The sequence below is a fragment of the Pseudomonas alliivorans genome (assembly GCF_017826695.1).
GTDB lineage: Bacteria > Pseudomonadota > Gammaproteobacteria > Pseudomonadales > Pseudomonadaceae > Aquipseudomonas > Aquipseudomonas alliivorans.
Genome location: NZ_JAFFZW010000008.1, coordinates 132,767 through 147,567, shown reverse-complemented (window position 1 = coordinate 147,567; position 14,801 = coordinate 132,767). Strand labels below are relative to the sequence as shown.

The window sequence follows — 14,801 nt, the reverse complement described above, 5'->3', positions numbered from 1 at the left end:
CCATGTCCTACAAAATATCGCTGATGTTGGGTTGTCTGTTGGGCGCTGCGGCGCTTCCTGCCCTGGCCGACAACGGTCGTCTGATTGCCACGGGCGGTGCCAGTAACATCGAAGGCAGCGCAGGCGGCGGCATCACGCCCTGGGCAGTGATCACCGGCTACAGCGAGCAGGGCGAGTGGGGCGCGACAGCATTTGCCACGCACATCAATCTTCCGGATTACAACCTGGATGTGGCGGGGCTTGCCGTTGCTTACGGCAACCGCGTTGAACTGTCCTACGCGCATCAGCGCTTCGATATCAGCCCGTTGCAGCACAAGCTGAGCCTGCCGGATGACAACCTCAGCCAGGACGTATTTGGCGTCAAGGTGCGGCTGTTCGGAGATCTGATTTACGACAGCCTTCCGCAGGTGTCGCTGGGCGTGCAGTACAAGCACCAGAACGATTTCCTGATTCCGAGTCTGGTCGGCGCGCAGCGTGACGCTGACGTCGAAGGTTATCTAACGGCCAGCCGCCTGTTCATGGGCGCAGCGTTTGGCTACAACGTGGTGGTCAACGGCGGCGTGCGTTACAGCCGCGCCAACGAAACCGGACTGTTGGGGTTCGGTGGTGACCGGCGTGATACGCGCAGCCTGCTCAAGGAAGGGTCGGTGGCGGTGCTGTTCAACCCGCGCTGGGCCATGGGCGTGGAGTACCGCGAGAAACCCGACAATCTGTCGTTTGCGGGCGAAAGCGACTGGGCGGATGTGTTCCTCGGTTACTTCCCCAACAAGCACCTGTCAGTGGTGCTGGCTTACGCCCGCCTGGGTGAAATCGCCACGCTGGACAACCAGAACGGCACCTATCTGTCCGTTCAGGGGAGTTTCTGATGATGCGTTTGGTGATGTGTCTGATGCTGGCCTTGATGGTCGGGTGTGCTCAAAAGCAGGTCAAGGATGACAGCCTTTATCAGGATCTGGGTCAGCGCGCGGGCATCCAGCGGATCGTCGAAGGCATGCTCCTGAATGCTGCCAGAGATGACCGGATTGTCGAGCGCTTCAAAAGGGTCAATATCGTGCTGCTGCGCGACCGGCTGGTCGACAAGTTCTGTGTGATAGCCGACGGTCCCTGCACCTACACCGGCGACAGTCTGGCCGAATCCCACAAGGGGCAGAACCTCAGCCCGAGCGATTTCAACGCGCTGGTCGAAAACCTGATCGCCGCCATGGACACCGAAAAAGTCCCGGTGCCGGTGCAAAACCGCTTCATCGCCCGACTTGCTGCGCTGCGTGGAGAGGTGATCCGCAAGTAGCGTCATCGTCGAGAGCGGACGCGGGGCGTCCTGTGCGGCAATACCACGCAGGCGTGGAACGATCCTGCCTCGTGCCCATGCCGCTCCGCGTGGACATGCAGCCGTGGCGCTCTGCGTCATACATGGCCCAGACCGAGGATTCAGTGAGCCAGGTGCAGGGTTCAAGCTACCTTTCGGAATGAATGCTGATCAACTCAACCGCGTCAGATACCCCGGTACTTCCTGCTCAGGCAGTACCGATAACACTTTCAAGCGCTGAAGCATGCGTTGTCTGGCGCGATGCAGGTGTTCCTTGAGATTCAGCGCGGCGGCGTCGAAGGCACCGTGCAGCAGCAGTTCGAGGATCATTCGGTGTTCGGCGAGCATGGCTTCATCGGCACCGATGTCCAGCAGCCGGTAGAAGATCCGGTTGATGATCATCGGGCTCTGCGCCTGGCTGATCAGGGTGGCGATCTTGCGATTCTGCAGGCCCGCCAGACACTGTTGATGCAGGTCCTCTTCCAGTTGCTCGATCTGTTCCAGACTGCAGCTTTCAGCATTCTGCGCCGCGATGATTCTGGCCAGCATGCTTTCCAGAAGCTCGCGACTCAGATGCGGTCCGGTCTGGCGCAAGGCTTCGGGTTCCAGACAGGCGCGCAGCTCATAATCGTCGGTCACTTCACGCGCCGTCAGCGGCCCGGCCAACCATTGGGAATAAGGTTCTTTTTCCACCAGCCCGCGATCACGCAGGCGCATCAGCGCCTCACGAACAACGGCGCGGCTGACCCCGAAGTGCTCGGCTGCGCTCTGTTCATCCAGACGGTAATGACCAAAAGCGATACACGCCGACAGCGCCGCACCGATTTCGTCATGGATGCGCTCACCCAGCGGGCGGGTGTCTACCAGCTCTTCGCTGCTGTCCAGCCCGAACTGTTTGTGGCTCAGGCTCAGGCGCAAGGGTTCGATCGAGCCGCCTTCCGGGTTGACCAGATAACCGCGCCCGTCGAACCGGGTGATCAGCCCTTCATCGTGCAGCAGGTTGAGCGCCTTGCGCACTGGAACGCGGCTGGTGCCAAACAGTTCTGCCAACGGCGCTTCGAGCAATACCAGTCCATTGGCGACCGCACCCGTGAGGATGGCGTTGCGTAACACTTCACGGATCGTGGCGTAACGCGAGGCGGTACGCGGGTCCTCATCTGACATCGCTTTCTTACACTTCTGACGGCTGACGAACAATTCTCGCACAGATGCGCCACTGTCACCTTGAGGTACATCCGCATGCTCACTCATGGGGCCACCGTTACCTATCTGCACTAAAATGTACCTTTTATAAAAGATACATTATTTCATTGTGACAGCCGACCAAAGGCCCTGCATGCCATCGACTCACTGTGTGTGCCGACAATGAAAGGTTTCTAATCCAATGTTCTTGGCGCATTCAAGCGCTTGACGCGGCCGTTTCAGCGGGCCATGAGTCCCAGACTGGCATGGATTCTGCCTTTATTAAATGTACATTTTATTAATAAGTACATTTTGAAGGTCTGCCATGTCGATGATGGACACCACCGCCTCCGGAACAACGCTCGATGCCTGCGCACTGGCCGAAGACTTCGCCAAGGGACGAAACAATCCTGTGCAAGCCCTGGAGCAGGCCCTGCATCGCGCCGGTCAGGTTGATCACGTCTTCATTTCCATGAGTGAAGAACGCGCCCGTCGCGAGGCCGAAGCGTCGGCCGCCCGCTGGAAGCAGGGTCAACCGCTCGGCCCGTTCGATGGCGTTCCGCTGGCGTGGAAAGACCTGTTCGATGTGGCGGGCTCCGTGACCACGGCCGGTTCTGCGATCCGCCGACAGGTCAGCGCCGCTTGCCTGGATGCGCCAAGCGTCGGGCTGCTGGCCCGCTCCGGCATGGTCAGTGTGGGCAAGACCAACCTCAGTGAGTTTGCGTATTCCGGGCTCGGTCTCAATCCGCATTTCGGCACGCCGGTCAATCCGCTCGGCGACGATTCGCCACGGATTCCTGGTGGCTCGTCATCAGGCTCAGGGGTTGCGGTCGCAGCGGGCATCGTGCCGATTGCGATGGGCACCGACACCGCAGGCTCGATTCGCATTCCCGCGGCACTCAACGGTCTGGTGGGTTTTCGCAGTACCAGTCGCCGTTACAGCCGCGATGGCGTGTTCCCGCTGGCAATCACGCTGGACAGTGTCGGGCCGCTGACCCGAAGTGTTCGGGATGTGCTGGTGATCGACGACCTGCTGTGCGCACGCAGCAAGCCGACTTCGCACGTGCCGCGCAGTCTGGCCGGTCAGCAATTCATCGTCGATCAGACGGTGCTGGACGACACACGTGTCGAACCGGCAGTGCGCGACAATCTGCTGCGCGCTGTCGAGGCGCTACGCGTTGCCGGTGCGCTGGTCGAAATGCGCCCTTGCGAAGCCTTTCAAGCCACCCTGCACCTGATCCAGCACAGCGGCTGGCTGGGCGCGGCGGAGGCGTTTGCCCTGCATCAGCCATTGCTCGACAGCGACGCGGCCGTCGACCTTGATCCGCGCGTTCGCATGCGCCTTGAGGCTGCCCGGCACATGCCTGCCAGTCTGCTGATCAATTTGTACGCCGCCCGCGAGCGCTTGCAGGAGCGGCTGACCCTCGAACTGGACGGCGCGCTGCTCATCACCCCGAGCGTCGCCCATGTCGCGCCGCCGTTGGCACCTTTGCTGGCTGACAACGAGCTCTTCATCCAGACCAACCTTGCAACGCTGCGCCTGACCATGCCCGGCAGCCTGCTCAACATGCCCGGCGTTTCGCTGCCCAGCGGCTTCGACGCCTGCGGTCTGCCCACCGGGCTGCTGCTCAGCGCGCCAGCAGGAGAGGACGCCCGGCTGTTGCGCGCGGCGCTGGCGGTAGAAGCGCTGCTGAAACCCTCATGAACATCGCTTGAACACCCTATCAACGACTGACCGGTGACCTGGCTCCATTCGGTGGACCGGTCCGATCAACCAGCAGGAGAAACAACAATGGCTAAAGAAATTCTGTGTGCGTTTGGTGTGGACGTGGATGCTGTCGCGGGCTGGCTGGGCTCTTATGGCGGTGAAGATTCGCCCGACGATATCTCGCGCGGCCTGTTCGCGGGCGAAATCGGTGCGCCACGCCTGCTCAAGTTGTTCGAGCGTTACGGGCTGCGTACCACCTGGTTCATTCCAGGCCACTCCATGGAAACCTTCCCCGAGCAGATGAAGGCGGTGGCCGATGCGGGTCATGAAATCGGTGTGCACGGCTACAGCCATGAAAACCCGATTGCGATGACACCGGAGCAGGAAGAAATCGTCCTCGACAAGTCGATCGACCTGATCATGCAGGTTACCGGTAAACGTCCGACCGGTTATGTCGCGCCATGGTGGGAGTTCAGTAACGTCACCAATGAGCTGTTGCTCAAGAAGGGCATCAAGTACGACCACAGCCTGATGCACAACGACTTCCACCCGTACTACGTTCGCGTGGGCGACAAATGGACCAAGATCGATTACAGCCAGCACCCCGACACCTGGATGAAACCTCTGGTGCGTGGTGAAGAAACCGACCTGGTAGAGATTCCGGCCAACTGGTACCTCGATGACCTGCCGCCCATGATGTTCATCAAGAAAGCCCCCAACAGCCATGGCTTCGTCAACCCGCGCCACCTGGAAGAAATGTGGCGCGATCAGTTCGACTGGGTGTACCGCGAGCACGAACACGCGGTGTTCACCATGACCATCCACCCCGATGTGTCTGGACGCCCACAGGTGCTGCTGATGCTTGAGCGCCTGATCGAGCATATCCAGAGCCATGCGGGCGTCAAATTCGTCACCTTCGACGAGATCGCCGACGACTTCGTGCGTCGCAACCCACGTAACCGTTGATTCACAGCCCTGTCCGAGGCATCACTCATGTCCATATACAACAAGCTTGACCTGACCGGCTGGAAGCCAGAGCAGTTGACGCCGGAGCAAGTTCGCTTCGCCACATGGATAGCCTTTTTTGCGTGGGTGTTTGCGGTATACGACTTCATTCTGTTCGGGACCCTGCTGCCCGAGATCGGGCGGCACTTTTCCTGGAGTGAAGTGGAGCAGGCCGAGATCGCGACCTGGGTCGCGGTCGGTACCGCCGTGGTGGCGCTGGCCATCGGCCCGTTGGTGGATCGCCTGGGACGGCGTGTGGGCATCATGTTTACCGTAAGCGGATCGGCGATCTGTTCGGCGCTTACGGCCATTGGTGGATCGTGGGGCAAGTCGCCGCTGATCCTGATCCGTTCGCTGGGCGGCCTGGGTTACGCGGAAGAGACGGTCAACGCGACCTACCTGAGTGAAATCTATGCGGCGTCCGATGACCCGCGTCTTGCCAAGCGCCGCGGCTTCATCTACAGCCTCGTGCAGGGCGGCTGGCCGGTCGGCGCGTTGATCGCGGCGGGCCTGACGGCGGTGCTGTTGCCGATCATCGGCTGGCAGGGTTGCTTCGTGTTTGCTGCCATTCCGGCCATCATCATTGCGATCATGGCGCGCAAGCTCAAGGAGAGCCCGCAGTTCCAGATCCATCAGCGCATCACGCAACTGCGAAAAAAGGGTGAGGTCAGCCAGGCGCAGGCCGTGGCGCATACCTATGGCGTCGATTACGACGAACACAGCAAGGCAGGCCTTGGGGCGGCGTTTCGGGGCACCTCGCTGCGCGCAACGCTGGTTATCGGCGCAGCGATTCTGCTCAACTGGGCGGCGATTCAGGTGTTCAGCGTGCTGGGCACAACGGTGATCGTCAGCGTGCACCACATCTCGTTCGAAAACTCGCTGATCATTCTGGTGCTATCCAACCTGGTCGGTTACTGCGGCTACCTGAGCCACGGCTGGATGGGCGACAAGATCGGCCGCCGCAACGTGATCGGTCTGGGCTGGATGCTCGGAGGTCTGGCGTTTGCGGGCATGCTCTATGGGCCGAGCAACATGCCGGTGGTCGTCGGGCTGTACAGCCTGGGTCTGTTCTTCCTGATCGGGCCTTACTCGGCAGCGCTGTTCTTCATCAGTGAAAGTTTTCCCACCAGCATCCGCGCCACCGGCGGCGCAATCATCCATGCCATGGGACCTATCGGTGCTGTGGTCGCGGGTTTCGGTGCCACGTCGGTGCTGAGCGCAGGCGGCGACTGGCAGACTTCGGCGCTGTACTTCGGCGCGCTGCCTTGCTTCCTGTCCGGCGCGTTGATGTTCGCGGCCCGTCACGTGCGCCCTGAAACCGTCAAATGAGGAAAATGCACATGACTCGTAAAGTTGCACTGGTAACCGGTGCCGCCAGCGGTATCGGTCAGGCCCTGGCGGTGGCGTTTGCCCGGCAGGGTGTGGCGGTGGCGGGCGGATTTTACCCGGCCGATCCGCACGACCCGGATGAAACCCGTCGTTTGGTGGAAGAGGCGGGCGGCGAATGCCTCATGCTGCCACTGGACGTCGTCAGTACCGAATCGGTGGACAACCTGGCCAATCAGGCTTTGGAGGCGTTTGGCCGGATTGATTACGCAGTTGCCAACGCAGGCTTGTTGCGCCGTGCGCCGCTGTTGGAAATGACCGACGAGCGCTGGAATGAAATGCTCGACGTGGACCTGACCGGTGTTATGCGCACTTTCCGCGCGGCGGTCAGGCACATGGGCGAGGGCGGCGCGCTGGTGGCGATCTCATCGATTGCCGGTGGCGTGTACGGCTGGCAGGACCACTCGCATTACGCCGCGGCCAAAGCGGGTGTGCCAGGGCTGTGCCGTTCGCTGGCAGTTGAACTGGCGCCCAAGGGCATCCGCTGCAACGCGGTGATTCCCGGCTTGATCGAAACACCGCAGTCGCTGGACAGCAAGAATTCGCTCGGTCCGGAAGGGCTGAAGCAGGCCGCCAGGGCGATTCCGCTGGGGCGTGTCGGACGGGCGGATGAAGTGGCGTCGCTGGTGCGGTTTCTGTGCAGTGATGAGGCCAGCTACCTGACCGGGCAAAGCATCGTGATCGACGGCGGCCTGACCGTGCGCTGGCCGGAGTGAGTTTGATTTTGTGATCGTTACCGCTCTGCGTGGTCACGCCGCTCTTGATGCTCCGCGTCCGCACGGGCCGTGACGCAGAGCATGGGCACGATCACGTTCTTGATGATTCGCAACAAGGAATTCACCATGCAACAACTCAAAGACAGACGCGCCGTGATCACCGGCGCAGGCAGTGGCATCGGCGCTGCCATCGCGCGAGCCTATGCCACCGAAGGCGCGCGGCTGGTGCTGGGCGATCGTGATCCGAATAACCTGACTACAATCGCCGAAGAGTGCCGCCAGCTTGGCGCGCAGGTGTACGCCTGCGTGGCTGACGTCGGTACGGTCGACGGCGCGCAGGCTGGTGTCGATGCGTGCGTCGAGCAGTTCGGCGGCATCGACATTCTGGTCAATAACGCAGGCATGCTGACCCAGGCGCGCTGCGTCGACCTGAGCATCGAGATGTGGAACGACATGCTGCGCGTCGACCTCACCAGTGTGTTCGTCGCCAGTCAGCGCGCCTTGCCGTACATGCTGGCGCAACGCTGGGGACGAATCATCAACGTCGCCTCGCAGTTGGGCATCAAGGGCGGGGCCGAGCTGACGCACTACTCCGCTGCCAAGGCCGGGGTGATCGGCTTCACCAAATCCCTGGCGCTGGAAGTGGCCAAGGATAACGTACTGGTCAACGCCATCGCGCCCGGCCCCATCGAAACGCCTTTGGTTGCAGGTATCAGCAACGCCTGGAAAGCCGCGAAGGCGGCCGAACTGCCCTTGGGCCGCTTCGGTCTTGCGCAAGAAGTCGCGCCGGTTGCAGTGCTGCTCGCCAGTGAGCCGGGCGGCAATCTGTTCGTGGGTCAGACACTGGGGCCTAACTCCGGCGACGTAATGCCGTGATGCACCTGAGCGAGGAATGACCTATGTGTGGACTGTGCGGGCTGTTGGGCGAAGACGTGCACTGGAGCGATCCTCTGAGCGGCGAGCTGCCAAGGCGGCGTGAACGCTTGCGGCGCATTGCAGCCATCAACAAGGTGGTCGCGCCGTTTCGCTTGAAGGTCGAGGACTTTCAGGGCGTTTCCTATCTGCTGCTGGGCGCGACCGGCAAACAGGAACTGGCGAGCGGTCTGGATCAGTTGTGGCAGAAGGCCGAACTGCTGATCGGCCGACCGCTGGACCCGCTCGATTCCCGTCTGCTTGAACATTTGCAGAGGTCTCCATGAGCATTGCGCTTAACGTGATTACCGGTTTTCTGGGCAGCGGCAAGACCACTTTGCTCAAGCGCCTGCTGGCGGATGAAGACATGGGCGACACGGCGCTGCTGATCAACGAGTTCGGTGATGTGGGAATCGATCACCTGCTGGTCGAAGAAGTGGCACCCGACACCGTGTTGCTGCCCAGCGGCTGTGTCTGTTGCTCGATTCGTGGCGAGCTGAAAGACGCGTTGCTCGGTCTGCTGGAGCGACGCAGTCGCGGTGAAATCCCGGCGTTTCGTCGTGTGATTCTGGAAACCACCGGTCTTGCCGACCCGGCACCGATTCTTGCCACGCTGAGTCATGACCCGCAACTGCGCGGGCGTTTTCATGTGGGGCTGATCATCACCCTGGTCGATGCCTGCCATGCCGCGCTGCAGGAGCGCCTGCACCCTGAATGGCTGGCGCAGGTTGCCGCCGCTGACAGGCTGCTGCTGAGCAAGACCGATCTGGTCGATGTGCCTGCTCTCGATGCACTGCGTCTGCATCTGCAGGCGCTCAATTTTTCCGCACCGTTGCTGGACACCGCGCAGGTTCACAGCGGCGATCAGTTGCTGCTGGGGCAGGGCGTACGCAGTGCAGAACCCACTCAGGAGGTGACCCGCTGGCAACTGCATCGCCCGCAATCCACATTGCCCCGGCATGGCGATGCACAGGTGTGTTGCCTGACCTTCGAGCGGCCGCTGGACTGGGTCGGATTCGGGGTGTGGTTGTCGATGCTGTTAAGATGCCACGGCGAACGAATCCTGCGTGTCAAAGGACTGCTCAACGTGAATGCCAATCAGGCCCCTGTCGTGATCCATGGCGTGCAGCATTGCCTGCATGCCCCCGTCCATCTTGCAGCCTGGCCGGGTGATGATCGCACCTCGCGTCTGGTATTCATCCTGCGCGGCCTCGACCCTGACTTGCTGCGCCACTCGTTCGACGTCTTCGCCAGCAGCTTCGCGCCGCCTCTGACCTCGGCCCAAAGCGAGACCGCGGCATGACCATCACCCTGCGTGTGCTGGGCACCTCGGTCACGTTGCTTGAGTCTCTGCGCGAGCGCGCCGAACAGGACTTGGGTATCAAGCTGGTCTATCAGATTCACGATGTGCAGACCGCGCAGCGGATTGCGGTCATGCAGCCGGACAGTTACGACCTGTACGATCAGTGGTTTCACAACGTCGATTTCGTCTGGCCGGCGCGGGCGATTCAGCCTATCGATACGCGTCGGATTGCGCTGTGGCACGAGATCAACGACCTGCCCAAGCGCGGGCGCTTGAGGCCTACCGATCAACCCGGCAGCGGCAGTGTGCCCAGCGAGCGCCTTTTCGTGCAGCACGACGGGAGCCTGGGCAGTGCCGTCACCGAGCGCATCAGCATGCTGCCGCTGACCCACAACGCCGACAGTTTTGCCTATCGCCCGGAGCGTTTGCCCGAAAGTCTGAGCCCGTCCGATGAAAGCTGGGGCTGGTTGCTCGACCCGGTCTGGAGTGGACGCATCGCGTTGCAGAGCGACGCTGCCATCGGCGCACTGGACGCGGCGCTGGCGGTGCAGGGGGCGGGACTGGCGCAGTTCAAGGACATCGGCAACATGTGCATCGAGGAAATCGACCTGCTCGCGGACGTGTTGGTGCGTAAACAGCAACAAGGGCATTTCGGCGCGTTCTGGTCGGACGACGAGGAAGCGGCGGAATTGATGCTCAGCCCGACCATCGATATTCAGAGCCTGTGGTCACCGACGCTGGTGCGACTGCATCGCGCCGGTGTGAAATACCGCGTTGCGGTGCCGAAGGAAGGCTATCGCGGCTGGTTTGGCGGGTTGTCTCTTTCACGCCACGCCAAGGGGCCTGTGCTCGACGCGGCCTATGCCTATCTGAACTGGTGGCTGTCCGGCTGGCCGGGCGCGGTGATGGCGCGTCAGGGTTACTACATAGGCAACCCGGCCCGCAGCCGCGATCACCTGAGCGCTGCCGAGTGGGACTACTGGTACGCCGGCCTGCCTGCACGCGAGCAATTGCTGGGCAGCGACGGCTTGCCGCTGATCGATGCCGGAGAAGTGCGCGACGGTGGTTCATATGAGGAGCGCATGGGTCACATCGCCGTGTGGAACTCGGTCATGAATGAGCACAACTACCTCGTTCGACGCTGGAGCGACATCCTGCGGGCGGGTGGCAAGCCGGGCGGGAAAGCGCGTTAGCTATTGATCGTGTCCACTGATCGTGTCCACGGTTCCGCGCTCATCTTTATATACATGTTTTCGCGCAGCCATAAACCCCCTCCCATGGGGAATGCATTCAGTCATCCGAGCGCACAAAAAAAGGCGGCCATCTTTCGATGGCCGCCTTTCCTTTACCTCAGCGCAACATCACTTCGGCAGTTTGAACGCCATCACGTAGTCACCTTGCTTGGTGCCCAGCGAGCCGTGACCGCCGGCCACGACCAGCACGTATTGCTGACCGTCCTTGCCGGTGTAGGTCATTGGTGTGGTCTGAGCGCCTGCTGGCAGGCGGCCTTCCCACAGCTGCTTGCCGTTACGAACGTCGTAGGCGCGCAGGTACTGGTCAAGCGTACCGCTCAGGAACGCCAGGCCGCTGGCGGTGGTGAACGTACCGCCCAGGCTTGGAACGCCCATGGTCAGGGGGATCGGAACCGGCGAGCTGTCACGCACGGTGCCGTTCTTGTGCATCCAGATGGTCTTGTGGGTGGTCAGATCGACCGCAGCCACGTAACCCCATGCGGGTGCCTGGCAAGGCAGGCCCATTGGCGACAGCAGTGCTTCGAGGATCACGCCATACGGTGCGCCCTTGTTCGGTTGTACGCCTTCGGTTTCGCTCTTGCGGCCCGGACCGCCTTCGACTTCAGCCGATGGCACCAGCTTGGAGCGGAACGCCATGTAGCTCGGATTCACGAATGCGATCTGGCGGACCGGATCAATGGAGATACCGCCCCAGTCGAAGACGCCGAAGTTGCCTGGATAAACGATCGAACCCTGCAGCGATGGCGGAGTGAACGGACCGTCGTAACGCAGCGACTTGAAGTCGATCCGGCACAGCATCTGGTCGAACGGGGTCACACCCCACATGTCGCGCTCTTTCAGCGGAGGCGGCATGAAGTTCAGGTCAGACTTGGGCTGGGTCGGCGAGGTGTGATCGCCTTCGACCGCGCCTTGTGGCACAGGCACTTCGTTGATCGGCACAATAGGCTGACCGTTGCTGCGGTCCAGCACATAGATGCTGCCCTGCTTGGTCGAGGCCAGAACGGCTGGTTTCATGCCGTCAGCGGTTTTCATGTCCATGAGGGTCGGCTGACCGCCCACGTCCATGTCCCACAGGTCGTGGTGAGTGAACTGGTAATCCCAACGCACCTTGCCGGTGGCGATGTCCAGTGCAACCAGGCCCGCGCTGTACTTCTCGGATTCTGGCGTACGGTCGCCGCCCCACTGGTCAGGCGTCTGGTTGCCCATCGGCAGGTAGATCATGCCGAGCTTTTCATCGACGCTGAACATGGACCACATGTTCGGCGAGTTGCGGGTGTAGACCTGTCCCTCAGCGATAGGCGCTGTGGCTTCAGGGTTGCCGCTGTCCCAGTTCCAGACCAGACGACCGGTGTGTACGTCGTACGCACGGATCACACCGGACGGTTCGTCCATCGAGACGTTATCGGTGACGTGGCCACCAATGATCACCAGGTCCTTGGTCACGGCCGGAGGCGAGGTGGAGTAGTAGCCACCCGGTGCGAACGTGCCCATGTTGGCCGTCAGATCGACCGAGCCCTTGTTGCCGAAGTCTTCGCACATCTTGCCGGTGTCGGCGTTCAGGGCGATCAGACGGGTGTCGGCAGTCGGCAGGAAAATTCTGCGCGGGCAGGAAGCGCTTGCAGTCGAAGCGTCCGTCGTAGCCGGAGCAGCCGGGCTTTGAGCCGGAGCACCGGCGGCGGCATAGGCTGCGTCATCGTGGTACGAGACACCACGGCACGTCATGTGCGCCCAGCCTTTGAAATTCTCGGCGTTCTGGGTGCTGATCTTCGGATCGAAGCGCCAGATTTCCTTGCCCGTGTCCGGGTCAAGTGCGATCACCTGGCTGTGCGGCGTGCAGACATACAGCATGCCGTTGACCTTGAGCGGGGTGTTCTCGGCGGTCGTTTCGCCCGGGTCGTTCGGGCCTGGAATGTCGCCGGTGCGATACGTCCACGCTGGCTCCAGCTTGCTGACGTTCTCCGGCGTGATCTGTGCCAACGGAGAGTAGCGATCACCAAATGCGGTACGGCCATAGGACTGCCAGTCACCGTCGGGCATGGCGGGCGCGGTATTGGTTGTGCCTGCGGTCTCGCGATCCAGTTGGCCTTCGATGCGGCCAGGGTTGGTGAACTGGCTGGCCAGCGCGGTCAGACCGGCAAGCACCACGGCGATGCTCAACGCACCGGTGCCCATGCGGGCCGGGCCGTTATGCAGCAGCGGACGGCGGAACCATGGCAGCAGCAGTACCAGCCCCAGCGCGAACCACAGCGCCAGGCGCGGCACCAGTTGCCACCAGTCCAGACCGACTTCCCACAGAGACCAGACCGTACTGGCGAACAGCAGGAACGCATAGAGACCCAGCGCAGCACTGCGCCCGGTCATCAACAGCACGCCGGTCACCGCAAAGCCGATACCGGCCAGCAGGTAATACAGCGAGCCGTCCAGTTGCAGCAACCTGATGCCGCCGACCAGCAAGGCCAGCCCCATCAACAGAATCACCAGCCCGAGCAGTGTCGGTAACAGACGATTTCTACCCGAAGCACCATCAGTGCTCATAATGCGAATCTCCGCGAGAATTGAATGATTGACCCCGGCGCCGCAACCTCTGCAGGGTCCTGAGCCACTCTTGAAACCAGACTAACTGTTGAGACGATTTACCAGCGGTTGAATTCAACCGCTGGTCAGAACGAGAGTTGCACTTTCAATCCGGCCACCAGCGCATCGTCGACCTCGTCCAGCCCGCCCGGATGACGCACGTATTGCAGGTTGGGGCGCACGGTCAACCAGTCGGCCACATGCACGCCGTAATACAGCTCGGCGTTGTATTCCGTGTCTTGCAAAGGCATGAAGGATGGGTCGCTGTAGTCGTAGACCGCCGCTGCCTGATTTCGTGCATCAGCGTTTTTCCGGTACGCCGGATTGACGTGAATACGCGACAGACCAAGACCAATATCGTCCTGAGTACGGGCATCGAACGGGCCTTTGTAGACCATGCCGACCGAAACATAGTTATCCACCATGTTGGTTTTCTTGTCGTGCAGCGTGCCATTGGCGAACAGACTCAGGCCGCGGCTGGCATCGCCATCGTGCCGGGTGACCTGCTGGCGCAGATTCAGCCACACGCCATGTTTGCTCGAAGCACCACGATACGCCGTCCCGGTGAGCGCCGCGGGCTGGCCATCGGTATTCTTGTAGACGTCTTCGCTATCGGCGGTGCTGTAGTAATAACCGGCGCGATATTCACCCGGCAAGCCATCGACGCTGGGCGACCAGACCAGCTCCACCGGCAATACCGCACCTTCGGTGCCACTGCCGCTGAGTTTGAAGGCGTTGTCGTTTTCCAGGTTGGACGGGTTTTGCTCGAAGGCGCCGACCTGCACGAAGACGTCAGGCGTGAGCTGATACTTGATGCGCATCGCCCACTGACTGATCGGCCAGTTGTACCAGGTGTTGACGTAGTTGCCGACCTGCGAGCCGCACAGCGACAGGTTCTGAAAGTCACAGGGTATGCTGTTGAAGTCCTCACCTTCGTTGAAGCGGCCGAGCTTGACGCTCAAGGCCTGGTCGAAGAACTTCTGCTGATACCACATCTGTGTCAGCCGGGTGACACTGCCGCGTCCCCAGACTTCCTGCGAAGAAGATATCGTGCCGGTGCGCGGATCGCCGATCCGGTCGTTGCTGATGTTATCGCCGTTACGGTTGTTCAGGGTCAGCTGAAACTCGGCGTCATGCCAGCCGAGGATTTTCTGCAGGTCCAGATGAGCGCCGACGGCGATCTGGTCGCTGTAGCGGGTGGCCTTTTCGTGGTTGTAGCCGCCGTGCAGATTGGCTCCGGTCTCGCTGGTGTAATCGAATTTGAAATCGATACCTTGCGTGGAAAGGTCGGTACGCTTGCCGCTCCAGTCACCCAGCATCCAGGATGAATCGGGTGACAGAGCGGGCGCGGCATGGGCTGTGCCTGCCAGGCCGAGCAGTGTCAGGCCGCACAGACTGACAGCTCGGTGAACCGTAGCGAAGCGGTAACGCTTTGATGATTTGGGCATGAAAAAGG

General features: G+C 61.4%; 13 protein-coding genes. 10 read left to right on the top strand and 3 right to left on the bottom strand.

The annotated features are described in order from the left end of the window. The first annotated feature begins 2 nt into the window (after positions 1–2). A complete protein-coding gene (locus JTJ32_RS20130) occupies positions 3–866 on the top strand; it encodes a DUF3034 family protein (protein ID WP_210043076.1) in 864 nt (287 codons plus the stop codon). Continuing rightward, positions 866–1,288 carry a group I truncated hemoglobin gene (locus tag JTJ32_RS20125; protein WP_210043075.1) on the top strand — a complete coding sequence of 141 codons (423 nt, stop codon included), beginning with the start codon at positions 866–868 and terminating at the stop codon, positions 1,286–1,288. The genes JTJ32_RS20130 and JTJ32_RS20125 overlap by 1 nt, the downstream gene beginning before the upstream one ends. 189 nt (positions 1,289–1,477) lie before the next feature. Here the strand turns inward: JTJ32_RS20125 and JTJ32_RS20120 are convergent, their stop codons facing one another. Further along, positions 1,478–2,470, bottom strand: a complete 993-nt coding sequence (locus tag JTJ32_RS20120; protein WP_210043073.1) for a GntR family transcriptional regulator — start codon at positions 2,468–2,470, stop codon at positions 1,478–1,480. A gap of 343 nt (positions 2,471–2,813) precedes the next feature. Between JTJ32_RS20120 and JTJ32_RS20115 the strand changes: the two genes are divergently transcribed. The 8 genes from JTJ32_RS20115 (at position 2,814) to JTJ32_RS20080 (ending at position 10,711) form a co-directional block, all read left to right on the top strand. Beyond that, the gene (locus JTJ32_RS20115; protein WP_408004611.1) at positions 2,814–4,193 is read left to right on the top strand and encodes an amidase; all 1,380 of its coding nucleotides are present in this window, start codon (positions 2,814–2,816) and stop codon (positions 4,191–4,193) included. An 87-nt stretch (positions 4,194–4,280) separates the two neighbouring features. Then, positions 4,281–5,162, top strand: coding sequence for a polysaccharide deacetylase family protein (locus JTJ32_RS20110; protein ID WP_181115940.1), 882 nt, complete (start codon positions 4,281–4,283; stop codon positions 5,160–5,162). Positions 5,163–5,189: 27 nt separating this feature from the next. Beyond that, complete coding sequence (locus JTJ32_RS20105) at positions 5,190–6,530, top strand: MFS transporter (RefSeq protein ID WP_099226144.1); 1,341 nt, start codon at positions 5,190–5,192, stop codon at positions 6,528–6,530. A gap of 11 nt (positions 6,531–6,541) precedes the next feature. Next, positions 6,542–7,303 carry an SDR family NAD(P)-dependent oxidoreductase gene (locus JTJ32_RS20100; protein WP_210043071.1) on the top strand — a complete coding sequence of 254 codons (762 nt, stop codon included), beginning with the start codon at positions 6,542–6,544 and terminating at the stop codon, positions 7,301–7,303. A 126-nt stretch (positions 7,304–7,429) separates the two neighbouring features. After that, the gene (locus JTJ32_RS20095) at positions 7,430–8,179 is read left to right on the top strand and encodes an SDR family NAD(P)-dependent oxidoreductase (protein WP_099226477.1); all 750 of its coding nucleotides are present in this window, start codon (positions 7,430–7,432) and stop codon (positions 8,177–8,179) included. A gap of 23 nt (positions 8,180–8,202) precedes the next feature. Continuing rightward, the gene (locus JTJ32_RS20090; RefSeq protein ID WP_099226143.1) at positions 8,203–8,502 is read left to right on the top strand and encodes a hypothetical protein; all 300 of its coding nucleotides are present in this window, start codon (positions 8,203–8,205) and stop codon (positions 8,500–8,502) included. Continuing rightward, positions 8,499–9,518 (top strand): CobW family GTP-binding protein, encoded by a 1,020-nt coding sequence (locus tag JTJ32_RS20085; RefSeq protein ID WP_210043070.1) that lies wholly within the window; start codon positions 8,499–8,501, stop codon positions 9,516–9,518. Before JTJ32_RS20090 ends, JTJ32_RS20085 begins: the two co-directional genes overlap by 4 nt. Further along, on the top strand, positions 9,515–10,711 hold the full coding sequence (locus tag JTJ32_RS20080) for an ABC transporter substrate-binding protein (protein ID WP_099226141.1): 1,197 nt from the start codon (positions 9,515–9,517) through the stop codon (positions 10,709–10,711). Before JTJ32_RS20085 ends, JTJ32_RS20080 begins: the two co-directional genes overlap by 4 nt. 168 nt (positions 10,712–10,879) lie before the next feature. Here the strand turns inward: JTJ32_RS20080 and JTJ32_RS20075 are convergent, their stop codons facing one another. Continuing rightward, complete coding sequence (locus JTJ32_RS20075; RefSeq protein WP_210043068.1) at positions 10,880–13,306, bottom strand: glucose/quinate/shikimate family membrane-bound PQQ-dependent dehydrogenase; 2,427 nt, start codon at positions 13,304–13,306, stop codon at positions 10,880–10,882. 125 nt (positions 13,307–13,431) lie between these two features. After that, positions 13,432–14,793 carry a carbohydrate porin gene (locus tag JTJ32_RS20070; protein WP_210043067.1) on the bottom strand — a complete coding sequence of 454 codons (1,362 nt, stop codon included), beginning with the start codon at positions 14,791–14,793 and terminating at the stop codon, positions 13,432–13,434. Between the last annotated feature and the right edge of the window lie 8 nt (positions 14,794–14,801).

Coding starts and splice junctions, on each gene's coding strand:
- JTJ32_RS20130 (WP_210043076.1), top strand. CDS start 3: ATGTCCTACAAAATATCGCTGATGTTGGGTTGTCTGTTGGGCGCTGCG.
- JTJ32_RS20125 (WP_210043075.1), top strand. CDS start 866: ATGATGCGTTTGGTGATGTGTCTGATGCTGGCCTTGATGGTCGGGTGT.
- JTJ32_RS20120 (WP_210043073.1), bottom strand. CDS start 2,470: ATGTCAGATGAGGACCCGCGTACCGCCTCGCGTTACGCCACGATCCGT.
- JTJ32_RS20115 (WP_408004611.1), top strand. CDS start 2,814: ATGTCGATGATGGACACCACCGCCTCCGGAACAACGCTCGATGCCTGC.
- JTJ32_RS20110 (WP_181115940.1), top strand. CDS start 4,281: ATGGCTAAAGAAATTCTGTGTGCGTTTGGTGTGGACGTGGATGCTGTC.
- JTJ32_RS20105 (WP_099226144.1), top strand. CDS start 5,190: ATGTCCATATACAACAAGCTTGACCTGACCGGCTGGAAGCCAGAGCAG.
- JTJ32_RS20100 (WP_210043071.1), top strand. CDS start 6,542: ATGACTCGTAAAGTTGCACTGGTAACCGGTGCCGCCAGCGGTATCGGT.
- JTJ32_RS20095 (WP_099226477.1), top strand. CDS start 7,430: ATGCAACAACTCAAAGACAGACGCGCCGTGATCACCGGCGCAGGCAGT.
- JTJ32_RS20090 (WP_099226143.1), top strand. CDS start 8,203: ATGTGTGGACTGTGCGGGCTGTTGGGCGAAGACGTGCACTGGAGCGAT.
- JTJ32_RS20085 (WP_210043070.1), top strand. CDS start 8,499: ATGAGCATTGCGCTTAACGTGATTACCGGTTTTCTGGGCAGCGGCAAG.
- JTJ32_RS20080 (WP_099226141.1), top strand. CDS start 9,515: ATGACCATCACCCTGCGTGTGCTGGGCACCTCGGTCACGTTGCTTGAG.
- JTJ32_RS20075 (WP_210043068.1), bottom strand. CDS start 13,306: ATGAGCACTGATGGTGCTTCGGGTAGAAATCGTCTGTTACCGACACTG.
- JTJ32_RS20070 (WP_210043067.1), bottom strand. CDS start 14,793: ATGCCCAAATCATCAAAGCGTTACCGCTTCGCTACGGTTCACCGAGCT.